Source organism: Pseudomonas sp. AM14(2022), assembly GCF_036346455.1.
Classification (GTDB): domain Bacteria; phylum Pseudomonadota; class Gammaproteobacteria; order Pseudomonadales; family Pseudomonadaceae; genus Aquipseudomonas; species Aquipseudomonas putida_A.
This window is the reverse complement of the sequence record NZ_JAOTNY010000006.1, coordinates 220,117-243,729: the sequence shown is the minus strand read 5'-3', so window position 1 is coordinate 243,729 and position 23,613 is coordinate 220,117. Positions and strand designations below refer to the sequence as shown.

The 23,613-nt window shown below is 58.4% G+C and carries 22 protein-coding genes and 4 tRNA genes; 19 read left to right on the top strand and 7 right to left on the bottom strand.

What is annotated here, in order from left to right; translation table 11 throughout:
* Positions 1 to 74: 74 nt before the first annotated feature.
* Positions 75 to 719, bottom strand: coding sequence for a YceH family protein (locus V3W27_RS14830; RefSeq protein ID WP_330206918.1), 645 nt, complete (start codon positions 717 to 719; stop codon positions 75 to 77).
* A 125-nt stretch (positions 720 to 844) separates the two neighbouring features.
* On the opposite strand from V3W27_RS14830, the gene V3W27_RS14825 reads away from it, so the two are divergent.
* Positions 845 to 1,354, top strand: a complete 510-nt coding sequence (locus V3W27_RS14825; protein WP_007965386.1) for a DUF1993 domain-containing protein — start codon at positions 845 to 847, stop codon at positions 1,352 to 1,354.
* A 150-nt stretch (positions 1,355 to 1,504) separates the two neighbouring features.
* Here V3W27_RS14825 and sstT read toward each other — a convergent pair whose 3' ends face one another.
* Positions 1,505 to 2,737, bottom strand: coding sequence for a serine/threonine transporter SstT (gene sstT / locus V3W27_RS14820; protein ID WP_027613899.1), 1,233 nt, complete (start codon positions 2,735 to 2,737; stop codon positions 1,505 to 1,507).
* Positions 2,738 to 3,074: 337 nt separating this feature from the next.
* Here sstT and V3W27_RS14815 point away from each other — a divergent pair, with 337 nt between their 5' ends.
* Positions 3,075 to 4,238: an MFS transporter gene (locus V3W27_RS14815; protein WP_330206917.1), complete on the top strand. Its 1,164-nt coding sequence runs from the start codon at positions 3,075 to 3,077 to the stop codon at positions 4,236 to 4,238.
* Here the strand turns inward: V3W27_RS14815 and nhaR are convergent.
* Positions 4,233 to 5,132: a transcriptional activator NhaR gene (gene nhaR, locus V3W27_RS14810; protein WP_134785956.1), complete on the bottom strand. Its 900-nt coding sequence runs from the start codon at positions 5,130 to 5,132 to the stop codon at positions 4,233 to 4,235. The genes V3W27_RS14815 and nhaR overlap by 6 nt on opposite strands.
* Before the next feature lie 153 nt (positions 5,133 to 5,285).
* Here nhaR and V3W27_RS14805 point away from each other — a divergent pair, with 153 nt between their 5' ends.
* Positions 5,286 to 5,528 (top strand): hypothetical protein, encoded by a 243-nt coding sequence (locus V3W27_RS14805; protein WP_330206916.1) that lies wholly within the window; start codon positions 5,286 to 5,288, stop codon positions 5,526 to 5,528.
* 29 nt (positions 5,529 to 5,557) lie between these two features.
* Positions 5,558 to 6,307 carry a TerC family protein gene (locus tag V3W27_RS14800; protein WP_027613902.1) on the top strand — a complete coding sequence of 250 codons (750 nt, stop codon included), beginning with the start codon at positions 5,558 to 5,560 and terminating at the stop codon, positions 6,305 to 6,307.
* Between the two features lie 73 nt (positions 6,308 to 6,380).
* Here the strand turns inward: V3W27_RS14800 and V3W27_RS14795 are convergent, their stop codons facing one another.
* Positions 6,381 to 6,536 (bottom strand): hypothetical protein, encoded by a 156-nt coding sequence (locus V3W27_RS14795; protein ID WP_179353273.1) that lies wholly within the window; start codon positions 6,534 to 6,536, stop codon positions 6,381 to 6,383.
* A gap of 244 nt (positions 6,537 to 6,780) precedes the next feature.
* Between V3W27_RS14795 and V3W27_RS14790 the strand changes: the two genes are divergently transcribed.
* From V3W27_RS14790 to V3W27_RS14780, 3 genes are all read left to right on the top strand, one after another.
* Positions 6,781 to 7,452, top strand: coding sequence for a peptidase C39 family protein (locus V3W27_RS14790; protein ID WP_330206960.1), 672 nt, complete (start codon positions 6,781 to 6,783; stop codon positions 7,450 to 7,452).
* 89 nt (positions 7,453 to 7,541) lie between these two features.
* Positions 7,542 to 7,748 (top strand): DUF6021 family protein, encoded by a 207-nt coding sequence (locus tag V3W27_RS14785; RefSeq protein WP_027613904.1) that lies wholly within the window; start codon positions 7,542 to 7,544, stop codon positions 7,746 to 7,748.
* A gap of 12 nt (positions 7,749 to 7,760) precedes the next feature.
* Entirely contained in the window at positions 7,761 to 7,955 is a 195-nt protein-coding gene (locus V3W27_RS14780) for a hypothetical protein (protein ID WP_047291581.1), read from the top strand.
* Positions 7,956 to 8,105: 150 nt separating this feature from the next.
* Here the strand turns inward: V3W27_RS14780 and pbpG are convergent, their stop codons facing one another.
* The gene (pbpG, locus tag V3W27_RS14775; protein WP_047597458.1) at positions 8,106 to 9,044 is read right to left on the bottom strand and encodes a D-alanyl-D-alanine endopeptidase; all 939 of its coding nucleotides are present in this window, start codon (positions 9,042 to 9,044) and stop codon (positions 8,106 to 8,108) included.
* Between the two features lie 229 nt (positions 9,045 to 9,273).
* Positions 9,274 to 10,128 carry a bifunctional methylenetetrahydrofolate dehydrogenase/methenyltetrahydrofolate cyclohydrolase FolD gene (folD, locus tag V3W27_RS14770; RefSeq protein ID WP_003223627.1) on the bottom strand — a complete coding sequence of 285 codons (855 nt, stop codon included), beginning with the start codon at positions 10,126 to 10,128 and terminating at the stop codon, positions 9,274 to 9,276.
* A 274-nt stretch (positions 10,129 to 10,402) separates the two neighbouring features.
* Here folD and V3W27_RS14765 point away from each other — a divergent pair.
* The 10 genes from V3W27_RS14765 to V3W27_RS14720 all read left to right on the top strand — a co-directional run bounded on the left by V3W27_RS14765 (position 10,403) and on the right by V3W27_RS14720 (position 19,804).
* Positions 10,403 to 10,479: transfer RNA gene (locus V3W27_RS14765), tRNA-Arg, on the top strand.
* 32 nt (positions 10,480 to 10,511) lie between these two features.
* Positions 10,512 to 10,587, top strand: a tRNA-His gene (locus tag V3W27_RS14760).
* A gap of 58 nt (positions 10,588 to 10,645) precedes the next feature.
* Positions 10,646 to 10,730 (top strand) — tRNA-Leu (locus V3W27_RS14755).
* A gap of 76 nt (positions 10,731 to 10,806) precedes the next feature.
* Positions 10,807 to 10,882: transfer RNA gene (locus V3W27_RS14750), tRNA-His, on the top strand.
* Between the two features lie 398 nt (positions 10,883 to 11,280).
* Positions 11,281 to 12,591 (top strand): trigger factor, encoded by a 1,311-nt coding sequence (gene tig / locus V3W27_RS14745; RefSeq protein ID WP_027614582.1) that lies wholly within the window; start codon positions 11,281 to 11,283, stop codon positions 12,589 to 12,591.
* A gap of 92 nt (positions 12,592 to 12,683) precedes the next feature.
* Positions 12,684 to 13,319, top strand: a complete 636-nt coding sequence (clpP, locus tag V3W27_RS14740) for an ATP-dependent Clp endopeptidase proteolytic subunit ClpP (protein ID WP_007951559.1) — start codon at positions 12,684 to 12,686, stop codon at positions 13,317 to 13,319.
* 112 nt (positions 13,320 to 13,431) lie between these two features.
* On the top strand, positions 13,432 to 14,715 hold the full coding sequence (gene clpX / locus V3W27_RS14735) for an ATP-dependent Clp protease ATP-binding subunit ClpX (RefSeq protein WP_003223632.1): 1,284 nt from the start codon (positions 13,432 to 13,434) through the stop codon (positions 14,713 to 14,715).
* Between the two features lie 163 nt (positions 14,716 to 14,878).
* Entirely contained in the window at positions 14,879 to 17,275 is a 2,397-nt protein-coding gene (gene lon / locus V3W27_RS14730) for an endopeptidase La (RefSeq protein ID WP_003223634.1), read from the top strand.
* 148 nt (positions 17,276 to 17,423) lie between these two features.
* Positions 17,424 to 17,696 (top strand): HU family DNA-binding protein, encoded by a 273-nt coding sequence (locus tag V3W27_RS14725; protein ID WP_008077714.1) that lies wholly within the window; start codon positions 17,424 to 17,426, stop codon positions 17,694 to 17,696.
* Between the two features lie 236 nt (positions 17,697 to 17,932).
* Positions 17,933 to 19,804, top strand: a complete 1,872-nt coding sequence (locus V3W27_RS14720; RefSeq protein ID WP_330206915.1) for a SurA N-terminal domain-containing protein — start codon at positions 17,933 to 17,935, stop codon at positions 19,802 to 19,804.
* Between the two features lie 560 nt (positions 19,805 to 20,364).
* Here V3W27_RS14720 and V3W27_RS14715 read toward each other — a convergent pair.
* A complete protein-coding gene (locus V3W27_RS14715) occupies positions 20,365 to 21,558 on the bottom strand; it encodes an MFS transporter (RefSeq protein ID WP_330206914.1) in 1,194 nt (397 codons plus the stop codon).
* 120 nt (positions 21,559 to 21,678) lie between these two features.
* On the opposite strand from V3W27_RS14715, the gene V3W27_RS14710 reads away from it, so the two are divergent.
* Together V3W27_RS14710 and V3W27_RS14705 are read left to right on the top strand one after the other, a co-directional pair.
* The gene (locus V3W27_RS14710) at positions 21,679 to 22,578 is read left to right on the top strand and encodes a LysR family transcriptional regulator (RefSeq protein ID WP_330206913.1); all 900 of its coding nucleotides are present in this window, start codon (positions 21,679 to 21,681) and stop codon (positions 22,576 to 22,578) included.
* Between the two features lie 91 nt (positions 22,579 to 22,669).
* Entirely contained in the window at positions 22,670 to 23,557 is an 888-nt protein-coding gene (locus tag V3W27_RS14705; RefSeq protein WP_247268570.1) for a DUF2242 domain-containing protein, read from the top strand.
* The last annotated feature ends 56 nt before the right edge of the window (positions 23,558 to 23,613 follow it).

Sequence of the window (23,613 nt, the reverse complement as noted above, 5' to 3'; positions counted from 1 at the left end):
GTGTCATTGACAGTGATTCGACTGACACAGCCCCTTCGCGAGCAAGCCCGCTCCCACCATAGGATTGGGGGTGATTATTCGAGGCGCGCCAGGCGTTCTTCCAGTGCGGCAATTCGTGCTTCCAGCTCTTCAATGCGTTCAACTGACACACCGCTGGTCGAGCGTTCCCCAGGATTCTGCCGCGTCGCCAGGATCGCCTCGATATCCGCCGGATCGCCCAGCGCATGGGTGTAGCGGTCTTCGCGCTGACCGGCCTGACGTGGAATCAACACCGCCAGTCCGCGCGCGATCAGGCGCTCAAGCTGATGCATCACTTGCTCGGCATCTTCGAAGTCATGCATCCGGCCGCTGCGGGTCAGCAGCTCATTCACTGTCTGCGGGCCACGCAGGAACATCAGGCCAGTGAGAATCACTTGGGCCGGCACCAGTTCCAGCGCCTTGTCGAGCTTGTGCTCCCAGCGGTCGGCGCGACTGCCCATGACCAGTTTGGCGTAACCGTGGCTTTCCAGCGCCCGCAGGCTCTGGCCAACCTGGCCTTGAGTCAGGTTCATCACCGGTTCACGGCTGGTTTTCTGATTGCAGGCCAGCACCAGCGCATTGAGGGTCAGCGGATAGGTTTCCGGGCTGGTGGCCTGTTTTTCGATCAGCGCACCCAGGATGCGGATTTCCGTGGCGGTGAGCCGTGGTTCGTCGGTGGTGGTTGCAAGTTCGGTGGTCATCGCGCGTTCCCTCAGCAGTCGAAGGCGCCTAGCCTAATCCTTGGCTAACAAAAGGCAAGCCGTGTGGTCATCAAGCATGGCTATAATCGCCTCCACGTTCCACCCAGCCACCACACGAGACTGCCATGACCATTTCCCTGTACGCCGCATCCGTCCCGGTTTTTCAACAAATGCTCAACGCCCTGAGCGATGTCCTGAAAAAGGCTGAAGCCCACGCCACCGAGAAAAACATCGACCCGAACGCCTTCCTGCAAGCGCGCCTGTACCCGGACATGTTCCCGCTGGTGCGTCAGGTGCAGATCGCCGTCGACTTCGCCAAGGGCGTTTCCTCGCGTCTGGCCGAAGTCGAAATCCCGAAATATGACGACACCGAAACCACTTTCGCCGAGCTGCAGGCGCTGATCGCCAAGGTTCTGGCCTACATCGGCGAGATCAAGCCGGAGCAGATCAATGGCAAGGAAGGCATCGAGATCGTGACTCGTCCGGGCACCCCGAAAGAGAAGCGCTTCAGCGGCCAGGCTTACCTGCTGAGCTACGGTCTGCCGCAGTTCTTCTTCCACGTCACCACCACCTACGCGCTGCTGCGCCACAATGGTGTTGAAGTGGGTAAACGCGATTACATGGGCGCGTACTAAAACACCCAGCTACAAAAAAGCCCGCCAAGGTTTGCGCCTTGGCGGGCTTTTGTTTTTTGTAGGAGTGAGCCTGCTCGCGATAGCGGTGTGTCATACCGAGACGATGTGACTGACACACCGCTATCGCGAGCAGGCTCACTCCTACAGGGGTTATGCGGTGCGCTGGGCTTTCGCCTCTTCACCCAGGCACGCCGCGGCGGTAAACAGCACATCGGTAGACGAATTCAACGCCGTCTCCGCCGAGTCCTGCAACACCCCAATGATGAAACCGACCGCCACCACCTGCATGGCAATCTCGCTCGGAATGCCAAACAGGCTGCACGCCAGTGGAATCAGCAGCAGCGAGCCGCCGGCCACGCCCGAGGCGCCACAGGCGCAGATCGCCGCGACAACGCTGAGCAGGATCGCGGTCGGGATGTCCACGGCAATCCCCAGCGTGTGCACGGCGGCCAGGGTCAGCACGGTGATGGTGATCGCCGCGCCGGCCATGTTGATGGTTGCGCCCAATGGGATCGAGACCGAGTAGGTGTCTTCGTGCAGGCCCAGGCGCTTGCTCAATTCCAGATTAACCGGAATGTTCGCCGCCGAGCTGCGGGTGAAGAACGCGGTGATCCCGCTTTCGCGCAGGCACTTGAGGGTCAATGGGTACGGGTTGCGACGCAGTTTCCAGAACACGATCAGCGGGTTCATCACTAGCGCGACGAACAGCATGCAGCCCAGCAGCACGCCCAGCAGATGCGCGTAACCGATCAGTGCACCGAAGCCTGAAGTGGCCAGAGTCGAAGCCACCAGACCGAAAATGCCCAGAGGTGCGAAGCGAATCACCACGCGCACGATCAGCGTCACGCCATTGGACAGGTCGCCGAGCACTTCGCGGGTGGTGTCACCGGCGTGGCGAATCGCGACGCCCATGCCGATCGCCCAGGCCAGAATGCCGATGAAGTTGGCATTCATCAGCGCGCTGACCGGGTTGTCAACCACGCTCAACAGCAGGCTCTGCAGGACTTCAGTGATCCCGCCCGGCGCCGTCACCGCGACGTTGTCGGTGGACAGCACCAGATGCGAGGGAAACGCCATGCTGGCCACCACCGCAACCACCGCCGCAGCGAATGTGCCGAGCAGATACAGAAACAGGATCGGCCGGATATGGGTTTCCTGACCGTGCTTGTGGTTGGCGATCGACGCCATTACCAGCACGAACACCAGAATCGGCGCCACGGCTTTCAGCGCCGAGACGAACACTTTGCCGATGAACGCCGAGCCTTTCGCCGCTTCCGGGGCGAACAGCGCCAGAGCGATACCGGCAATCAGGCCGATCAGGATCTGCGTGACCAGGCTGAGGTTTTTCAGGCGTTGCAATAGAGAAGGGGATGAAGCGGTCATAACGGCATCTCTGATTTTTTATAGGGTGCAAGGTTGCGTGAAACCGGTGATACATCGGGGGGCAGGTCACCGGCACGAACCGAAAGGGCTGACGCGCCATCAACGCTGTTAAACAGGCCGCTGAATAGGGTGTACGTTTTTCAGGGCGCGGACTTTATCACAGCGTAGGCGTTATCCTTCAGGCCTGTGACGATCTGCCACCGGATTGATCGGCAAGTCGGCAGGTTTGTGCAAGTCAGCCCGGAAACACTCTGTTAAGATTCGCCATCCTCATTTTCATAGTCTGCCAGCGGGCCTCTTGGTCATCGCTGGTGTCGTCGTTTTGCTGGAGTTGCTCATGCTGTTGCCCATTCTTCTGTTGTCCGCCGCCGGATTCACGGTGCTGACCACGGAATTCGTCATCGTCGGCCTGTTGCCGGCCATTGCCCGCGACCTGGCGGTAACCATTCCGCAGGCCGGTTTGCTGGTGACTCTATTCGCTTTCACGGTGGCGATGTTCGGTCCATTTTTGACCGCGTATTTCGCCCGGTTCGAGCGGCGCAAGTTGTTCATCACGATTTTGATCATGTTCGGCCTGGCCAACACCGTTGCGGCGCTGGCGCCGAACATCTGGGTCATGGCCATCGCCCGGTTGATCCCGGCGCTCGGCCTGCCGGTGTTCTGGGCCTTGGCCAGTGAGACTGCGGTGGACATCGTCGGCCCGGATCACGCCGGCCGCGCGATTGCCAAGATCGGCTTCGGCATTGTTTGCGCGACGGTGTTCGGCATTCCGGTGGGCACCTTGATTTCCGATGCGTTCGGCTGGCGCAGTGCATTCGCGATTCTGGCGGTGATCGCTTTCGCCAAGGCCTTGCTGCTGTTTGTTTACCTGCCGAAAACCAGTCTGCATCAGCATCAGGTCAGTTTCGCCTCGCAGTTCAAGATCCTGCGCAACCCGCTGATGATCGGCCATGTCGTATTGTCGATCCTGGTATTCAGCGGCATGTTCACCGCTTATACCTATCTGGCCGACATTCTTGAGCGTCTGGCCGGGTTCAACGGTACGGTGGTTGGCTGGTGCCTGATGGGCTTCGGTGCGGTCGGGCTGATCGGCAACTCACTGGGCGGTCGCGCGGTGGATCGTCATCCACTGGGCGCCTCGGTGTTGTTCTGCGCGTTCATGATTGCCGGCATGGTCTCGCTGGTGCCGAACATTCACTCGACGGTGGGGCTGGCGGTGGCCATGGGCATCTGGGGTATCACCCAGGCTGCGTTGTTCCTGGTCAGCCATGTACGCCTGATGAAGGCCGCACCGGAAGCGCCAGCCTTTGCCGCCTCGCTGAATATCGCCGGGGCCAACCTCGGGATCGGCCTCGGAGCGATGATCGGCGGGCGGGTGATCGACAGTGCCGGTCTCGGTTTTCTGGGGTTCGCCGCTGCCGGGTTCATTCTGTTGTCGGTGTTCCTCGCCATGGTGTTGATGACGCTCAAGCCGCGCGACGCGTGCGCCCAGGCGTCATAACGCGGTAAACAGCTCGCGTCGGGCACCTTCGGTAATCGCAACGATGCCGGGGTGCTTGACCTTGCGCTCCACCGAAATGGCATAGAACGACTCGGTCACCGCATCGGTCTGGCCAATCACTTCGACGCCGTACTGGCGTTTGACTTCATCGGCAATCACGCTCGGACCGATGAAGATCCCGCTGCCCGATTGGCCGAAGGCCTGCATCAGGGCGCTGTCATCGAACTCCCCGACGATTCGCGGCTGGATCTGCTGCTCGGCAAACCAGCGCTGCAAACGGCTGCGCACCACGGTTTCCGCGCCTGGGATCAACAGCGGTGCGCCGTTGAGGCTGCGCGGGAAATCCTGCCCGTATTGCGCCGCCAACTTCGTGGTGGCGAAGAAACTGATCCCGCATTCGCCGAGCTTCTGGCTGTAACCCTTGATGTCGAGGTGCGACGGCATCGGGCTGTCGGAAATCACCAGGTCCAGGCGCTGGATCGCCAGATCCGCCAGCAAGCGTTCGAGTTTGTCTTCGCGGCAGGTGATGCGCAGTGGCTCGTGCAGCTCCATGGTCGGCGCGATCAGGCGGTAGACGATGGATTTGGGCACCACGTCCGCCACGCCGACGCGAAAAAGGATCTGCTGTTCGTTGGGCTGGGCGCGCAGCATCAATTCCAGCTCGCCGCCCAGCTGGAACATCTGCTCGGCGTAGGGCAGGGCCTGACGTCCGGCCTCAGTCAGCTCAAGCTGCCGGCCGACCCGTTGAAACAGTTCAATGCCGTAGGTTTGTTCGAGCAGCGAAATCTGCCCGCTGATGGTTTGTGGCGTGAGGTTAAGCTGCTCGCAGGCACGCACGATGCTGCCGGTTTTGGCGACCACCCAGAAGTAATGCAGTTGTCGGTAGTTGAGCATCGAGCCACGACCTCTGTTTTGAAGGTATTGGATTCGTAAAAACCGAAGTATAGCCGCTAAAAATACGAATTTTCCTGAAGTGTTTGTCTCCCTAGAATGCCCAGCCATCGACGGGCGGTCTGTGACCCTGTCTGTTCATTCGAAGGAAGTCCCATGAAATACACAATTCCAGCGTTGATGTTTACGTCTTTACTGCTTATGGCCGGTTGCGATCAGGCCGAGAAAAGCGCCCAGCAGTTGATGGGCAAGGCCGCCGAAAGCGCCAAACAGGCGATCGACGACACGCACAAGGCTGCTGAACAAGCGCTCAGCGACGCCACCGGCGGCCTGATCGAGAAAAAAGAAATACCGGAAAAAGACGCGGAAAAATCCGAATCTTCCTCCAAGACCATCTAAACCGTCTTACACAGAGTCAGGACTGACCCATGGAATATCTGTTAGAACTCGCCGCCAGCCCCGCCGCCTGGGTTGCTTTGGCCACACTGGTGGTGATGGAAATCGTGCTCGGCATCGATAACCTGATCTTTATTTCGATCCTGACCAACAAACTGCCCGTGCAGCATCGGCAGAAGGCGCGGCGCATCGGTATCGGCATGGCGCTGATTCTGCGTCTGGCCCTGTTGAGCACCATCGCCTTCATCGTGCAGTTGACTGCCCCCGTGATCGAAATCATGGGCCAGGCGTTCTCCTGGAAGGACATGATCCTGATTGCCGGTGGTCTGTTCCTGGTGTGGAAAGCCACAACCGAGATCCATCACAGCATGGACCCGGCGCCGGAAGACCCGAAAAGCGCAACATCGACCGTGACCCTGGGCTTCGCTGCCGCGATCGGTCAGATCCTGATGCTGGACATGGTGTTCTCGATCGACAGCATCATTACTGCGGTGGGCATGACTGAGCACTTGCCGATCATGGTGATCGCAGTGGTGGTCTCGGTAATGGTGATGCTGTTTGCGGCTGAACCGCTGGCCAAGTTCATCAACGACAACCCGACGGTGGTGATGCTGGCGCTGGGCTTCCTGATCATGATCGGCATGACGCTGATCGCCGAAGGCTTCGGCGCCCACGTACCGAAAGGTTATGTGTACGCGGCCATGGCGTTCTCGGCAGCGATTGAGGTGCTGAACATGATGTCGCGCCGGGCGAAGCAGAAGAAACTGGCGCAGCAGGCGTAAGCGCTGACCAGCCAAAAGCCCCCTGAGCGCCAAGCGTTCAGGGGGCTTTTTTATGGGCGGAACGTTTGCAGTATCAATGTGCGGTCGCGTGCCGTGCGTTGTGCTTTTGCGGTTTTTCGACCGCCACAGGTGGCTGCGGGTGATGGTGGCGCCGCGAAATCCGCAGCACGCCCCACAACATGGCAGTGGCCACGGCCAGCCAGCCGGCGATCAGCATTACGATAGTCATGGTCAGGCTCATCAGTGCCTCCTCTTTGCCCTGCGTCGGGCACTCACTTTTTCAATTCGCTCTGTTTCAGTGACAGTCTAGACAATGGGGTGTTTCAGACTATTGACCAAAGGTCGGTAATGACCAATCAGTTCGCTCTATGCAAACGATCGGTCTGCGGTTTAAGGCTATACCGCAGGCCTGCGCCGCCCTATGATCGCAGGCGTTGCCGGAACACGATGACCGGCGTCTGACGAGAGTGATGATGGTGCAGGTATTTTCTCGATTGCGAGGGGCGTTGCTGGTGGCCGGTTGTGCGGCCGTGTTGGCAGGGTGTGCGGGCAGTGTCGCGCCGCAGGTCAAGCGTCTGCCGGAACGGGTCGAACTCAGCGGCACGTTCTATCGCGGCGAAGCCAATCAGAGTGGTCCGCAAGTGCTGGCCAGCCTGTTGTCGCAGCAAGGCATCATGATCACCCCGGGCCTGCTGGAAAAACCGTTGCATCTGCCGGGGGCACAGGATCAGTTGCAGCAGAATCTGCAGAACCTGGCCCGTGATTACGGCATGGTGGTCTACCCGCTGGACAAGAACCTGCCTGCCTTGTTGACTCAGGTGGCGGCCGGTTATCCGGTGATGGTGCGCTTTAGTGAAGGCTCGGCGTTCTGGGCTGAACCGCGTTACGCGATCCTTTCCGGTTATGACCGGCTGAAACAGAAGGTGCTGTTGCGCGCCGGGATGAATCGCCGCGAACTGATGAGTTTCAGTTCCTTTGAATCCGCCTTCGAAAAATCCGGCGGCTGGGCAGTACTGATCCAGAAACCGTCGCAGATTCCTGCCGAAGTCGACCGCGAGCGCTGGCTCAAGGCCGCGGACGAGCTGACGCAGGCCGGGCAGGAACGTGAAGCGGCGCAAGCCAGAAAGGCCTTGGCCGCACATTAAGGCTCCGTTCGTCATCTGCCGGGCACCCTCACGCCCGGCAGGCCTCTCACTGATAGAGCCCGAATGTGCGGGTGAATCAGGAGGCGAGCATGGCAGATTCCCCATCCCCGAAAGGCCCACACTCAAGCGAGCATTCGTCCGGTCATGATCTGGGTTTCGATCCGGATTCACCGGATCTCGACGATCCGCAAGTTGATCCGGTCGGCCCCGCCAAGGCGCCGCGAGACGTGCAACCGGACGACGACAGTAAACGTCCGGCCAAGCCTTACGATCCTTTGGCTGATCTGAAACCCTGAAGTGAGGTGCGTATGAGTACCGATTCCAGCTTCGACGATAAAAAACCGGACAGCGTGCCAACCACGCCTGAGGACGACGTGGATCCTGTGCTGGATCCGGACAGTCCGCTGCGCGATCCGTTGGCGCGGCCTAATGTGCTGACGCCAGATCCGAGCGCTGGTGACGGCATTCCGGACGACGACAAAATGCCGCTACCCAATGATTGAATAACGGGTATTTAACCACTGGCTGAATACCTCTGTGGCGAGGGAGCTTGCTCCCGCTGGACTGCGCAGCAGGCCTTTTCTGTTAAAAAAGAAGGTCCTCTACGCGTCCCAGCGGGAGCAAGCTCCCTCGCCACAGTTGGATTTTTCTGGTTACTTGGAGGCTTCGACCACGCCGCTCTGGCGCGACTTGAGGTTTTTCTCGGCCTTGTATTGCTGCGCAACTGCCGGAACGCTGGCGCTCCGGCCGGTTTCCATCCAGCTGCGGATTCGGCTGGCATCGGCAAAATGCGTGTACTTGCCGAACGCATCGAGAATCACCAGGGCAACCGGGCGGTTGCTCATTCGCGTCACCAGTACCAGGCAATGACCCGCCGGGTTGGTGAAGCCGGTTTTGGTGATCTTGATGTCCCAGTCAGCCTTGTTCACCAGGTGATCGGTGTTGCGGAAACCCAGGGTGTAATTGGGCTTGCGGAACGCTACGGTTTTTTCCTTGGTGGTGGTCAGCTCGCTGAGGATCGGATGCTTGCTCGCGGCGACCAGCAGTTTGCTCAAGTCGCGGGCGGTGGACACGTTGCGTTCCGACAACCCGGTCGGCTCGACATAGTGCGTATTGGTCATGCCCAGCGCTTTGGCCTTGGCGTTCATTGCGGCGATGAACGCGGCGTAACCGCCTGGATAGTGATGCGCGAGGCTGGCGGCCGCACGGTTCTCCGAGGACATCAGGGCAATCAGCAGCATCTCGCGACGCGGCAATTCGCTCTTCAGTTTGACTCGGGAGAACACGCCTTTCATTTCCGGCGTGTGGCTGATGTCGACGTCGATCCATTCGTCCATGTTCTGGTGTGCTTCAACCACCACCAGTCCGGTCATCAGTTTGCTCACCGAAGCGATCGGTACGATCACATCCGGGTTGCTCGAATAGATGACTTTATTGGTCTGCAAATCCATAAGCAGGGCGCTGCCGGAGGCGATCTTCAGTTGTGAAGCGTCGCGTGGCGCGGCGGTAGTTTCTGCGGCGTTGACCGTTGGCGTGACGAATGTGCCTGAAAAAGCAAAAACCAGGCTCAGGATCGAAAGACGAATTTTCACGCGGGCGAACTCATAAAGGTTGGATATTCCGTTAGTTTGTAACGGGTTATTTCTTCAAAGCGTCGCATTCTAGGAGTATGGCTGAAGATCTGTCGATGGTTGTTTGAATGACCTGAAAATCTCGTGAAAAGGCCTGTGAAAAGAGGGGTTTCCGGCGAACGGTTAGTGTTTTTTCTCAGATACGAAAAACCCCGCACAAGGCGGGGTTCTTTTACCGCGGAAAAACGCCTCAGGCGTGCAGGGTTTCTGCCGCGTAGAGGGTGTTTTCCAGCAGGCAAGCACGGGTCATCGGGCCAACGCCGCCGGGGACCGGAGTGATCCAGCCGGCGCGGGGCAGGGCGGTTTCATACACCACGTCACCGACCAGCTTGCCGTCGTCCTGACGGTTGATGCCGACGTCGATCACGATCGCGCCTTCCTTGATCCACTCACCCTTGACCAGTCCCGGCTTGCCGGCGGCGACCACCACCAGATCAGCGCGACCGACGTGGCCGGCCAGGTCCTTGGTGAAGCGGTGGGTGACGGTCACGGTGCAACCGGCCAGCAGCAGTTCCATCGCCATCGGGCGGCCGACGATGTTCGACGCGCCAACCACCACCGCATCCAGACCATAAAGGTCAACGCCGGTGCTTTCCAGCAAGGTCATGATGCCCTTTGGTGTGCACGGACGCAGCAGCGGAATGCGCTGGGCCAGGCGGCCGACGTTATAAGGATGGAAGCCATCGACGTCTTTGTCCGGGCGAATGCGCTCCAGCAGTTTGGAGGCGTCCAGGTGCTCGGGCAGCGGCAGTTGCAGCAGCACGCCGTCGATGGCCGGGTCGTCGTTGAGGCGATCGATCAGATCGGTCAGCGCTTCTTGAGTGGTTTCGGAAGGCAGGTCGTAGGCTTGAGAGAGGAAGCCGACCTCTTCACAGTCTTTACGCTTGTGCGAGACATAAACCTGAGAGGCAGGATCGCTGCCGACCAGGATCACCGCGAGGCCGGGAGTGCGCAGGCCTTGCTGGCGACGCTCGGCAACTCGTTGGGCGATCTGCTGGCGCAGGCTGGCGGCGATCGATTTGCCGTCGATTAGTTGTGCAGTCATTGCGCGTGATTAACCATCGAGAGGGGAAAAAAAGAGAACGCATTCTCGCATGTCAGACGGTGAGGGCAAAGGCGCTTGGTCAGCAAATTCCCCTAACTCCTTTAATTAAATGAATTTTTTCAAAAAGGATTTGACGACCTTGGGAGCGCTCTATACTATTCGTCGCACTTGTCGGGCACAGCCTAGCACTGGTTAAGAAGGTTGAGCGGAATTAGCGTTCTGCGAAGCTGGAAAGCATTTAGTTTGTAGTCCTCCAAGAGTACAGATTAATAAGGCGCCCGTAGCTCAGCTGGATAGAGCATCCGCCTTCTAAGCGGATGGTCGCAGGTTCGAGTCCTGCCGGGTGCGCCATTAGGCAGCTTTGGCACAAGTAGCGCGATATGGTGGGCGTAGCTCAGTTGGTAGAGCACGGGATTGTGACTCCCGTTGTCGTGGGTTCGATCCCCATCGTCCACCCCATATTTCGAAAGGCGCCAGATGTAACAATCTGGCGCCTTTGCTTTAAAAAGCTTCATCTGCGGATGTGGTGGAATTGGTAGACACACTGGATTTAGGTTCCAGCGCCGCGAGGCGTAAGAGTTCGAGTCTCTTCATCCGCACCAATTAAAGCTTCATTCATGCCGCAGGCCTGATGAAGTTCAGCAAAGAAGTTGAATGGCTTTTTTGTGACGCAATATGGTGGGCGTAGCTCAGTTGGTAGAGCACGGGATTGTGACTCCCGTTGTCGTGGGTTCGATCCCCATCGTCCACCCCATATTTCGAAAGGCGCCAGATTTAACAGTCTGGCGCCTTTTTTGTTTTACGGCTGGTGGTTTGTCGCGCAGCGTTTCGGGTCGAAGGGCAGGGCGTTTCGTCGTGTTCAGGGGCTTGCTGTCAGCGTGCCGACCGCCGGCCATGTTCGCGGGATCAGCCGTCAGGGAGATGGCTCGCAGTCTCTTCTATATATAGAAGCGGTTGAAGCAGAGCCTTGGCGTGATGGTCTTTATTCGTCTTCGAGGTGGAGTGCATTGCTGCATTCACACCTATAAATGGCCTGCTGTTTTTTTACCCGTTTTCAGTAGGGTGACTTCTTGAGTTTGACCCACTAGAATGCATGCCCTTGATTCTGGGGTCGGAAACGGCCGGCTAACGTCTGTGCAACGAGGAATATCCATGCAAGTTTCTGTTGAAAATACTACTGCTCTTGAGCGCCGCATGAGCGTCACCGTGCCGGCTGAGCGCATTGAGAGCCAGGTCAACAAGCGTCTGCAGCAGACTGCCCAAAAGGCCAAGATTGCTGGCTTCCGTCCAGGCAAAGTGCCAATGAGCGAAATCAAGCGCCGTTTCGGTGCTGACGCTCGTCAGGAAGCTGTTGGTGATGTCATCCAGTCCTCCTTCTACGAAGCCGTGGTTGAGCAGAAACTGAACCCTGCCGGTTCGCCTTCGATCGAGCCGAAGTCGCTGGAAGCTGGCAAAGACCTGGAATACGTTGCCGTATTCGAAGTGTTCCCTGAGTTCACTGTTGCCGGTTTCGACGGCATCACTGTCGAGCGTCTGAGCGCTGAAGTGGCTGACGCCGATCTGGACAAGATGCTGGACATCCTGCGCAAGCAGAACACCCGTTTTGAAGTGGCCGATCGTGCCGCTCAGAACGAAGACCAGCTGAACATTGATTTCGTTGGCAAGGTTGACGGCGAAGCCTTCGCTGGCGGCTCGGCCAAAGGCACTCAGCTGGTGCTGGGTTCCGGTCGCATGATCCCGGGCTTCGAAGAAGGCCTGGTGGGCGCTAAAGCGGGCGAAGAGCGCGTGCTGAACCTGACCTTCCCTGAGGACTATCAGAACCTGGACCTGGCCGGCAAAACCGCCGAGTTCACCGTGACTGTAAACACCGTGTCCGAGCCTAAGCTGCCAGAGCTGAACGAAGAGTTCTTCGCTCAATTCGGCATCAAGGAAAGCGGCATCGACGGTTTCCGCACCGAAGTTCGCAAGAACATGGAGCGTGAGCTGCGTCAGGCCATCAAGTCCAAGGTAAAAAATCAGGTAATGGACGGTCTGCTGGCCACCAACCCGATCGAAGTGCCGAAGGCTCTGCTGTCCAACGAAGTTGACCGTCTGCGTGTGCAGGCTGTTCAGCAGTTCGGTGGCAACATCAAGCCTGACCAACTGCCGGCCGAGCTGTTCGAAGAGCAAGCCAAGCGCCGTGTAGTGCTGGGTCTGATCGTGGCCGAAGTGGTCAAGCAATTCGACCTGAAGCCTGACGAAGCCCGCGTTCGCGAAATGATTCAGGAAATGGCTTCGGCTTACCAGGAACCTGAGCAGGTCGTGTCCTGGTACTACAAGAACGAGCAGCAACTGAACGAAGTTCGTTCGGTTGTGCTGGAAGAACAAGTTGTGGATACTGTTCTGCAGAAAGCTAGCGTGACCGACAAATCGGTCTCTTACGAAGAAGCGGTCAAGCCGGTAGAAGCTCCAAAAGCCGACTGATTGTTTTTGCGTTAAGAAGTACACACATAAGCCAGCCTTCGAGCTGGCTTATGCGTATTCAAGACATAACTATTTGGGAGTGACTGCAGAGCATGTTCCGTAATTCGTATATTCAGCAGAACTCTGATATCCAGGCCGCCGGCGGCCTGGTCCCGATGGTTGTCGAGCAATCTGCTCGTGGCGAGCGCGCCTATGACATCTACTCGCGCCTTCTGAAGGAGCGCGTAATTTTTCTGGTGGGTCCTGTAGAGGACTACATGGCCAACCTGATCTGTGCGCAATTGCTGTTCCTTGAAGCGGAAAACCCGGACAAGGACATCCATCTCTATATCAACTCCCCGGGCGGTTCGGTGACAGCGGGCATGTCGATCTACGACACCATGCAGTTCATCAAGCCAAACGTCTCGACGACGTGCATTGGTCAGGCGTGCAGCATGGGTGCATTCCTGCTGACGGCCGGTGCTCCAGGCAAGCGTTTCTGCCTGCCGAACTCGCGTGTGATGATTCACCAGCCACTGGGCGGTTTCCAGGGCCAGGCGTCGGATATCGAAATCCATGCCAAGGAAATCCTCTTCATTCGCGAGCGTCTGAACACGCTGATGGCCAAGCACAGCGGTCGTACGCTTGAGGAAATCGAGCGTGACACCAACCGCGACAACTTCATGAGTGCAGAAGCTGCGAAGGAATACGGCCTGATCGACGAAGTCATCAACCAGCGTCCTGCGTAAAATAAGCAGCTCAAAATAAGGTGGGTCGGCAGGTCCGGCCACCAGCGGGCTTGAAAAAGCCCGCAATAGCCTTCATCTTGTGTTGCAAGCCTATCGGATTTGGATCGAACGAATGACTGACACCCGCAACGGCGAGGACAACGGCAAGCTGCTCTATTGCTCCTTCTGTGGCAAAAGCCAGCATGAAGTGCGCAAATTGATTGCCGGCCCCTCGGTCTTTATCTGCGACGAGTGCGTCGACCTGTGCAATGACATCATCCGCGAGGAGGTGCAGGAAGCACAGGCCGAAAGCAGCGCGCATAAATTGCCTTCGCCTAAAGAAATCAGCGGCATCCTTGACCAGTATGTAATCGGTCAGGAGCGTGCGAAAAAGGTTCTGGCCGTAGCGGTGTACAACCACTACAAGCGCCTGAATCAGCGTGACAAGAAGGCTGACGACGTCGAACTCGGCAAGAGCAACATCCTGCTGATCGGCCCGACAGGCTCCGGTAAAACCCTGCTGGCCGAAACACTGGCCCGCCTGCTGAACGTTCCGTTCACCATCGCTGACGCAACCACCCTCACCGAGGCCGGTTACGTAGGTGAAGATGTCGAGAACATCATTCAGAAATTGCTGCAAAAGTGCGATTACGACGTGGAAAAGGCCCAGATGGGCATTGTCTATATCGACGAAATCGACAAGATTTCCCGCAAGTCCGACAACCCGTCGATCACCCGCGATGTTTCCGGTGAAGGCGTGCAGCAGGCCTTGCTCAAGTTGATCGAAGGCACGGTCGCTTCCGTTCCGCCGCAAGGTGGTCGCAAGCATCCGCAGCAGGAATTCCTGCAGGTCGACACCCGTAACATCCTGTTCATCTGCGGTGGCGCGTTCTCTGGTCTGGAAAAGGTTATCCAAAACCGTTCCACCAAGGGCGGCATCGGTTTCAACGCAGAAGTGCGCAGCAAGGAAGAAGGCAAGAAAGTCGGTGAATCCCTGCGTGAAGTCGAGCCTGACGATCTGGTCAAGTTCGGTCTGATCCCGGAATTTGTCGGTCGTCTGCCGGTTCTTGCGACGCTGGACGAGCTCGACGAGGCTGCGTTGATGCAGATCCTCACCGAGCCGAAAAATGCTCTGACCAAACAGTATGCCAAGCTGTTCGAGATGGAAGGCGTAGATCTGGAGTTCCGGACCGACGCACTGAAATCGGTCGCCAAACGTGCCCTGGAACGTAAAACCGGTGCCCGTGGCCTGCGTTCGATTCTCGAAGGTGTGCTGCTCGACACGATGTACGAAATCCCTTCGCAGTCTGAAGTGAGCAAAGTCGTCATCGATGAAAGCGTGATTGAAGGCAAGTCCAAGCCACTGTATATCTACGAAAACAGTGAGCCGACGGCCAAGGCAGCGCCGGACGCGTAAGCGTCCACACTGCCGGAACAAAGAAGGGGCCTTCGGGCCTCTTTTTTTTTATGTCGTTTTTTACATCCGCTTTGCGCTTGTTTTTTTTCAAGGCAGCCCCCATCTTGGTTTCAAGTTTAATTCCATCTGATTACGGCCATATGGCCGCCGTAGAGGCGAAATCATGAAGACAACCATCGAATTGCCTCTCCTGCCATTGCGTGATGTCGTGGTTTATCCGCACATGGTTATCCCGCTGTTCGTGGGGCGCGAGAAATCCATCGAAGCCCTCGAGGCCGCGATGACGGGCGACAAGCAGATCCTGCTGCTGGCCCAGAGAAACCCGGCTGACGATGATCCCGGTGAAGACGCTCTCTATCGCGTAGGTACTATCGCCACTGTGTTGCAGCTGCTGAAGCTGCCGGACGGCACCGTCAAGGTTCTGGTCGAAGGTGAGCAGCGCGGTGCTGTAGAGCGCTTCAGCGAAGTCGACGGGCATTGCCGCGCCGAAGTCTCGCTGATCGACGAAGTCGACGCCGCCGAGCGCGAATCCGAAGTGTTCGTGCGCAGCCTGCTGTCGCAGTTCGAACAATACGTGCAGTTGGGCAAGAAGGTCCCGGCTGAAGTCCTGTCGTCGCTCAACAGCATTGATGAGCCGGGTCGTCTGGTCGACACCATGGCCGCGCACATGGCGCTGAAGATCGAGCAGAAACAGGAAATCCTCGAAATCATCGATCTGTCGGCCCGGGTCGAGCACGTGCTCGCCTTGCTGGATGCCGAAATCGATCTGCTGCAAGTTGAAAAACGCATTCGCGGCCGCGTCAAAAAGCAAATGGAGCGCAGCCAGCGCGAGTACTACTTGAATGAGCAGATGAAGGCCATTCAGAAAGAGCTGGGCGACGGTGACGAAGGTCACAATGAAATCGAAGAGCTGAAAAAGCGCATCGATGCTGCCGGCCTGCCGAAAGATGCCTTGGCCAAAGCCACCGCCGAGCTGAACAAGCTCAAGCAAATGTCGCCGATGTCCGCTGAAGCCACCGTGGTGCGCTCCTACATCGACTGGCTGGTGCAGGTGCCGTGGAAGGCGCAAAGCAAGGTACGCCTCGACCTGGCGCGTGCTGAAGACATTCTCGACGCTGATCACTACGGTCTCGAAGAGGTCAAGGAGCGCATCCTTGAATACCTCGCCGTGCAGAAGCGCGTGAAGAAGATCCGTGGCCCGGTGCTGTGCCTGGTGGGTCCTCCTGGCGTGGGTAAGACCTCGCTGGCAGAGTCGATTGCCCACGCCACCAACCGTAAATTTGTGCGTATGGCCCTCGGTGGCGTGCGTGATGAAGCGGAAATTCGTGGTCATCGTCGGACTTACATTGGTTCGATGCCAGGAAGATTGATTCAAAAGATGACAAAAGTGGGTGTGCGCAACCCGCTGTTCCTGCTCGATGAAATCGACAAAATGGGCAGCGACATGCGTGGCGACCCGGCGTCGGCGTTGCTGGAAGTGCTCGATCCGGAGCAGAACCACAACTTCAACGATCACTATCTGGAAGTCGATTACGACCTGTCCGATGTGATGTTCCTGTGCACCTCGAACTCGATGAACATCCCGCCGGCATTGCTGGACCGGATGGAAGTCATTCGTCTGCCGGGCTACACCGAAGACGAAAAGATCAACATCGCCGTCAAGTACCTGTCGCCCAAGCAGATTGCCGCTAATGGTCTGAAGAAGGGCGAGCTGGAATTCGACGAGGAAGCGATCCGCGACATCATCCGTTACTACACCCGTGAAGCCGGTGTGCGTGGCCTCGAACGTCAGATCGCCAAAGTCTGCCGCAAGGCTGTGAAAGAACATGCGCTGGAAAAACGCTTCTCGGTAAAAGTGACAGCTGACCTGCTCGAACACTTCCTCGGTGTGCGTAAATTCCGCTACGGTCTGGCAGAGCAACAGGATCAGATCGGTCAGGTGACTGGCCTGGCGTGGACGCAGGTGGGCGGTGAATTGCTGACCATCGAAGCGGCTGTGGTGCCGGGTAAAGGTCAGCTGATCAAGACCGGTTCGCTGGGCGATGTAATGGTCGAATCGATCACTGCGGCGCTGACCGTTGTGCGCAGCCGTGCCAAAAGCCTGGGTATTCCGCTGGACTTCCATGAGAAGCGCGACACGCACATTCACATGCCGGAAGGGGCGACCCCGAAGGACGGTCCTAGCGCGGGTGTGGGCATGTGCACGGCACTGGTGTCAGCCTTGACCGGGATTCCGGTGCGCGCCGATGTCGCCATGACCGGCGAAATTACCCTGCGTGGCCAAGTGTTGGCGATTGGTGGTCTGAAGGAAAAACTGCTCGCGGCTCACCGTGGCGGAATCAAGATTGTGATTATTCCGGAAGAGAACGTGCGCGATCTGAAGGAGATTCCTGACAATATCAAGCAGGATCTGCAGATTAAACCGGTTAAATGGATTGACGAGGTCCTGCAAATTGCGCTGCAATACGCGCCGGAGCCCTTGCCGGATGTGGCTCCGGAGATAGTTTCCAAGGACGAAAAACGTGAGTCTGATTCAAAGGAAAGAATTAGCACGCATTAATACGTTTTTGCCTGGGGGGCTTCCTTGACAGCTTTTTAGAGCCCTTGTTATAAAGCGGCTCTTAAGTGTCTGTAGGCCATTCAGCACTCGTTTTTGCTTTCACCAAAAAACTTAGAATCATCTCAAAATAGATATAAGGGGACTTAGAGTGAACAAGTCGGAACTGATTGATGCTATCGCTGCATCCGCTGATATCCCGAAAGCTGCTGCTGGCCGTGCGCTGGACGCTGTAATCGAATCCGTCACTGGCGCTCTCAAGGCTGGCGACTCCGTTGTTCTGGTTGGTTTCGGCACTTTCTCCGTGACTGATCGTCCAGCTCGCGTTGGTCGTAACCCACAGACCGGCAAGACGCTGCAAATCGCTGCTGCTAAAAAGCCAGGTTTCAAAGCCGGTAAAGCACTGAAAGAAGCTGTTAACTAAGTTAGTTTGTTTCAGGTTTTTACCCATCCGGGTCGGGGTCATGCCTGACTTGGCAGCGGAGCGGTAGAGCAGGTCGCTGGAACAGCCGCCTGTAACGCCGGGATCGAGGGTTCGAGCCCTGTCCGCTCCGCCAGTTACGAGAAGGCGCATCCTCGGATGCGCCTTTCTTCTATCCGGATTCTACCCACGCTCCACGGTTGCCTAATTTTTGAAGTTCAACCGTTTCTGGGGGACGCATGCTGCAGAATATCAGGGACAATTCACAAGGCTGGATTGCCAAGACCATTATCGGGGTCATCGTTGCACTGATGGCTCTGACCGGTTTCGATGCCATTTTCAAGGCCACGACGCACACCAACGATGCGGCCAAGGTCAATGGTGAAGAAATCAGCCAGAACGAGCTGAGCCAGGCCGTTGACATGCAACGCCGTCAGCTGATGCAACAACTGGGCAAGGACTTCGATGCTTCCTTGCTTGACGAAAAAATGCTCCGCGAATCGGCCCTCAAGGGTCTGATCGATCGCAAGCTGCTGCTGCAAGGCGCAGAACAATCGAAATTCGCTTTCTCCGAAGGTGCACTGGATCAGGTGATCCTGCAGACCCCTGAATTCCAGGTGGACGGCAAGTTCAGCTCCGAGCGCTTCGACCAGGTGATTCGTCAACTGGGCTACACCCGCATGCAATTCCGCCAGATGCTGGCTCAGGAAATGCTGATAGGTCAGTTGCGCGCCGGTGTTGCCGGTAGCGGCTTCGTCACCGACGCCGAAGTGCTGGCCTTTGCCCGTCTGGAAAAGCAGACCCGCGATTTCGCTTCGCTGAACGTCAAGGCCGACCCGGCCGCGGTCAAGCTGACCGACGATGAGGTCAAGGCTTACTACGACGAGCACGCCAAGGAGTTCATGACCCCTGAGCAAGTGGTCGTCGATTATGTCGAGCTGAAGAAGTCTTCGTTCTTCGACCAGGTTGCGGTCAAGGATGAAGACCTGCAGGCGGCGTATCAGAAAGAGATCGCCAACCTGTCGGAACAGCGTCGTGCGGCGCACATCCTGATCGAAGTCAACGACAAGACCACCGACGCTCAGGCCAAGGCGAAGATCGAAGAAGTCCAGGCGCGTCTGGCCAAGGGCGAGAAATTCGAAGCGCTGGCCAAGGAGTTCTCGCAGGATCCGGGTTCGGCCAACAATGGCGGTGACCTCGGTTTCGCCGGTCCTGGCGTCTATGATCCAGCTTTCGAAAAAGCCCTGTACTCGCTGAACAAGGACCAGGTGTCCGAGCCGGTGCGTACCGACTTCGGTTACCACCTGATCAAGCTGCTGGGTGTTGAAGCGCCTGAAGTGCCGACCCTGGCCAGCCTGAAAGACAAGCTGACCCGCGAGCTGAAGACTCAACAGGTCGAGCAGCGTTTTGTCGAGGCGACCAAGCAACTGGAAGACTCGGCGTTCGAAGCGTCTGACCTGGCCCAGCCTGCGGCAGATCTGAAACTGACTGTGCACACCTCCAAGCCGTTCGGCCGTGAAGGTGGCGAAGGCATCGCCGCCAACCGCGCGGTGGTGACGGCTGCGTTCAGTCAGGAAGTGCTGGAAGAAAACGCCAACAGCACCGGTATCGAGCTGGACCCGGAAACCGTGGTCGTGCTGCGCGCCAAGGAACATCTGAAGCCTGAGCAGTTGCCACTCGAAGCGGTGAACACGGCGATCCGTGCCCAACTGACCAAAGAGCACGCCAGCGCTGCGGCCAAGACCAAGGCTGACCAGTTGATTGCTGGTCTGCGCGATGGCAAGACTGCGCAGGACAAGGCGGTTGACGGCCAGAGCTGGAAGGTTGTGACGGCGGCGACCCGTGCTCAGGAAGGGGTTGACCCGACTGTGCTGCAGGCGTTGTTCCGCATGCCGAAACCGGCAGCCAAGGGCAAGCCGACGTTCAGCAGCGTGACCTTGCAGGACGGTAGTCTGATGATTGTGCGTCTGGACGGTGTGAATGAAGCGGTAGCGCCGACTGATGAAGAGAAGGCGCAGTACCGTCGTTTCCTGGCTTCGCGTGAAGGTCAGCAGGATTTTGCGGCGTTCCGTAAGCAGTTGGAGAGTCAGGCGGACATCAAGCGGTATTGATGGTTGACTGAGTGGTAACTGGAAAGCCCCGATCTTATGGTCGGGGTTTTTTTTATGGTTGAGATTTGGGTGTATATCCGTTGCTTCGGGTGCTGCCGCTGGCGGTTTCGCTCTTACAGCGAGTCACCTTTTCCAGACGCCGAAAAGGTAACCCAAAAGGCTTGGCCCCGGCGTTCGGCCCTCGCCGTGGCTCGGGTTCCTTCGTTACGGGATTCATCCGGGGGCATCGCCTCCGGTTTGCTTCGCTGCACCTCCTCTCGATGTGTTCGACTTCGTCGAACGGTCGCTGCGCTCCCACCCCCGGATAAACCCCTCCACTCAGCCTGCCGAAGGGGCCGGCACGGCAAGATCAAGAGCTGCAGCCGAGCTTGCGCTCATCCTGTTGAGTGGTGAAAAGCGTGCGGTCGGCTTTTGCTTTACTGTAGGAGTGAGCCTGCTCGCGATGGCGGCCTGACAGACGACCAATCTCCAACTGCCTGCACTCAATCCCACTGTGGGAGCTGGCTTGCCAGCGAAGACGGCCGACTAGTCGCCCGACCCCTCACAGACAAACATCCCAATCACACAAACCCATAGCCCCTCGCCCTCAGCACCGCACTCAAGGTCAAAACCAGCAACCCCACAACAATCCACGGAAAACCCCCAACCCCCAGACTCCCCAGCAGCAAACCACCCGCCAAACCACCCCCGGCAATCCCGACATTCCACAGGGTCACCAGCATCGATTGCGCCGTATCGGCAGCCTCTCCAGCGGTTTTCGCCGAGGCAGTCTGCAGCAGCGAAGGCATCGCACCAAACGCCAGGCCCCACACGGCGACGGCGAGGTAGACCACGGTCGCCGATTCTCGCCACAGCCCCAAGGCGATGGCGGAGAGCATGAACAGCAGCGTGCTGATCAGCACCAGTTCGCGTAGCCAGCGATCGATCAGGCTGCCGACGATCCATAGGCTCAGCACTGAGGCCAGGCCGAACACCAGCAGCACCCGGTCGATATCGCTGGCCAGTCCTGACGGTTGCAGGAACGGTGCGATGTAGGTGTACAGCAGGTTGTGGGCGATCACGTAGGTCAAGGTCACGAACAACACCGAGCGTACGCCGGGCAGGGTGAAGACCTGACGCAGGGGCAGGCGTTTTCCTGCGTGTTCTCCGGCAAAGTCCGGCACTTGCCAGCGCACCCAGATCACCAGCAACAGCGTCAGCGCAGTCATGATGGCGAAGCTCAGGCGCCAGCCGACCAGCGTGCCGAGTAGTGTTCCCGCCGGGATGCCCAGCGAGAGTGCCAGCGGTGCGCCGAGCATGGCGACGGTGATTGCCCGGCCTTGCAGGTGTGGCGCGACCATGCGGCTGGCGTAACCTGCCAGCAACGCCCACAGCAGCCCGGCAAATATCCCGGCGAGCAAACGTGCGATCAGGGTCAGCCAGTACCACTCCGACAGAGCGGTGATGCTGTTGGCGATGGCGAAGCCGCCAATGGCTGTCAGCAGCAATGGCCGACGACGCCAGCCGCGGGTGGCAATGGTCAGCGGGATGGCGGCGAGCATCGAGCCAATGGCGTACAGGGTGACCAGTTGCCCGATCAGTGCCTGGGAGACATTCAGCCCCGCGCTCATTTGTGGCAGCAGGCCGGCGGGCATGGCTTCGGTCAGCACCGTGATGAAGCCGGCGGTAGCCAGCGCCAGCAGGGCGCCGAGGGGCAATCGTTCGCGGGTGTCGACTGGCTGGGTGAGGGCCGAGGTCAGTTGTGCGTCGTTCATGAGTCAGCGTCCATGTGCCGAAGTGGGTGAAGGCCATAGGCTAGGGCGCTGCGCAGTGGAGAAAAATGGGTTACGGTTCCGAACATATCGGACACGGATGTCGTGAATCGGAGGGGCGGAATGGACAGTCTGGGCAGTATTTCGGTGTTTGTTCAAGTCGCCGAGACCCGCAGTTTTACCGAGGCTGGGCGGCTGCAGGGCGTGTCGTCTTCAGCGGTGGGCAAAAGTATCGCCCGGCTGGAGGCGCGATTGGGCGTGCGGCTGTTTCATCGCACCACCCGCAGCATCACCCTGACCAGCGAGGGCGCGCTGTTCCTCGCACGCTGTCGCAAAATTCTTGCCGAGGTGGAAGCCGCCGAGTTCGAACTTTGCGATTCCGCCTCGCAGCCCCATGGCAAACTGCGCATCAGCCTGCCGCAGGTGCATGGCCTGGTGATGCCGGTGATGAATGAGTTCATGGCGCTGTACCCGCAGATCGAGCTGGATCTGGACCTGACTGATCGCATGGTCGACGTGGTTGAGGAGGGCTTCGATGCGGTGATTCGTACCGGTCAACCACGAGATTCACGCCTGATGGCGCGGCCCTTGGGCGAGTTTCACATGGTGCTGGTGGCGAGCCCGTTGTATCTGCAGCAGCGCGGCGTACCGCAAATTCCCGCCGATCTGGCGGAGCACGCCTGCTTGCGGCACACCTTTCATGCCACCGGCAAGCTGGAGCCGTGGCCATTGATTGGCGAGGAGGGCGCGCCGCAGCCGAGCTTGCCGACGCGGCTGGTCACCACCTCCATCGAAGCCGTCAATCATGCGGCCCTGGCAGGGATGGGTATCGCCTGCCTGCCGGATTTCATGACCCATGAGGATGTGGCGCAGGGGCGCTTGCAGCGAGTGCTGGATGCGCATATGCAGCACACCGGTCAGTTCTGGGTGTTGTGGCCCTCCAGTCGCCATGCCACCGCCAAATTGCGCGTCTTCATCGATCACTTGTCGCTGCGACTTTTTCCGGCAAACAAGGGTCAATAGGGTTGTAACGGCTTTAAGACACAATCCATGCGCCGCAGGGCCACGTTCTGTTGCACAATACGCCCCGGACTGTTTTTCCTCAGGATGTTCAATGTTGATTTCAACTCCCATGCGTGTCGTTGGGTTGGCGCTGTTGTTGACCGCTGTTGCTGGCTGTTCGAAGGACAAGCCGATCTATGAGCATGAGAACTTCGATGATTCCGGCACGTTCTCGCGCAATTATCCGGTGGCCGACACCGCGAGTTGCGAGGCGGCCCGTCGTGCGTTGCTCAGCCAGGGCTACATCATCACCAGCAGTGACCCGAAACTGGTCAGTGGCCACAAGAGTTTCCAGCAGACCGGGGAAACCCACCTGGAAATCAGCTTCAACGTGGTGTGTGCCGAAGATGGCAGTGCCAAGCACCATGCCACGGTGTTCGCCAATGCCCTGCAGGATCGCTACGCGCTGAAGAAGACCAACAACTCCGCCAGTCTCGGGGTTGGCGTATTGGGTTCGGTGTCGATGCCGATCGGTTCTTCGGACGATTCAATGGTCAAGGTCGCCAGCGAAACCGTGACCTCGCAGAAGTTCTACGAGCGGTTCTTCACGCTGGTTGAGTTGTTCCTGCCAGCCGATGCGAAGAAAGCCGCGCACATCGAAGAAAAACCCAAGACCGATCTCGGAGTGCCTGAGCCCAAGCCTGCCGCTGTAGCGCCGGTTACACCTGCACCGGCGGTAGAGGCAACGCCTGCACCGCCGCCAGCCGGGATTGTCGAGCCTGCCCAAAACATGACGCCGGTAGCCCCGGCAGCGACCCCGGCCCCCGCTCCGGTTGCGCCGACGCCAACGGGTTCTGAGCCAGTGGTGCCGCCGGCCGAGTCAGCGCCGATCACCCCGGCACCGAGTGCAGAGCCTGCACCGGCTACCGAAACGATCACGCCGCCGGCCAACCCGACCAATATCCCGCCGCCATCGGAGCCGATTCCGGCGATGCAATAAGCTGCGCGCAGCCCTCCTGTGGGAGCGGGCTTGCTCGCGAAAGCGGAGTATCAGTC

Bases quoted from the DNA above. Each gene is read 5' to 3' on its own strand.
- nhaR (WP_134785956.1), bottom strand. From the start codon at position 5,132: ATGCTCAACTACCGACAACTGCATTACTTCTGGGTGGTCGCCAAAACC.
- sstT (WP_027613899.1), bottom strand. From the start codon at position 2,737: ATGACCGCTTCATCCCCTTCTCTATTGCAACGCCTGAAAAACCTCAGC.
- V3W27_RS14800 (WP_027613902.1), top strand. From the start codon at position 5,558: ATGGAATATCTGTTAGAACTCGCCGCCAGCCCCGCCGCCTGGGTTGCT.
- V3W27_RS14815 (WP_330206917.1), top strand. From the start codon at position 3,075: ATGCTGTTGCCCATTCTTCTGTTGTCCGCCGCCGGATTCACGGTGCTG.
- V3W27_RS14705 (WP_247268570.1), top strand. From the start codon at position 22,670: ATGTTGATTTCAACTCCCATGCGTGTCGTTGGGTTGGCGCTGTTGTTG.
- V3W27_RS14830 (WP_330206918.1), bottom strand. From the start codon at position 719: ATGACCACCGAACTTGCAACCACCACCGACGAACCACGGCTCACCGCC.
- V3W27_RS14780 (WP_047291581.1), top strand. From the start codon at position 7,761: ATGAGTACCGATTCCAGCTTCGACGATAAAAAACCGGACAGCGTGCCA.
- V3W27_RS14805 (WP_330206916.1), top strand. From the start codon at position 5,286: ATGAAATACACAATTCCAGCGTTGATGTTTACGTCTTTACTGCTTATG.
- tig (WP_027614582.1), top strand. From the start codon at position 11,281: ATGCAAGTTTCTGTTGAAAATACTACTGCTCTTGAGCGCCGCATGAGC.
- V3W27_RS14795 (WP_179353273.1), bottom strand. From the start codon at position 6,536: ATGACTATCGTAATGCTGATCGCCGGCTGGCTGGCCGTGGCCACTGCC.
- V3W27_RS14710 (WP_330206913.1), top strand. From the start codon at position 21,679: ATGGACAGTCTGGGCAGTATTTCGGTGTTTGTTCAAGTCGCCGAGACC.
- lon (WP_003223634.1), top strand. From the start codon at position 14,879: ATGAAGACAACCATCGAATTGCCTCTCCTGCCATTGCGTGATGTCGTG.
- V3W27_RS14715 (WP_330206914.1), bottom strand. From the start codon at position 21,558: ATGAACGACGCACAACTGACCTCGGCCCTCACCCAGCCAGTCGACACC.
- V3W27_RS14790 (WP_330206960.1), top strand. From the start codon at position 6,781: ATGGTGCAGGTATTTTCTCGATTGCGAGGGGCGTTGCTGGTGGCCGGT.
- V3W27_RS14720 (WP_330206915.1), top strand. From the start codon at position 17,933: ATGCTGCAGAATATCAGGGACAATTCACAAGGCTGGATTGCCAAGACC.
- clpP (WP_007951559.1), top strand. From the start codon at position 12,684: ATGTTCCGTAATTCGTATATTCAGCAGAACTCTGATATCCAGGCCGCC.
- folD (WP_003223627.1), bottom strand. From the start codon at position 10,128: ATGACTGCACAACTAATCGACGGCAAATCGATCGCCGCCAGCCTGCGC.
- V3W27_RS14785 (WP_027613904.1), top strand. From the start codon at position 7,542: ATGGCAGATTCCCCATCCCCGAAAGGCCCACACTCAAGCGAGCATTCG.
- clpX (WP_003223632.1), top strand. From the start codon at position 13,432: ATGACTGACACCCGCAACGGCGAGGACAACGGCAAGCTGCTCTATTGC.
- V3W27_RS14825 (WP_007965386.1), top strand. From the start codon at position 845: ATGACCATTTCCCTGTACGCCGCATCCGTCCCGGTTTTTCAACAAATG.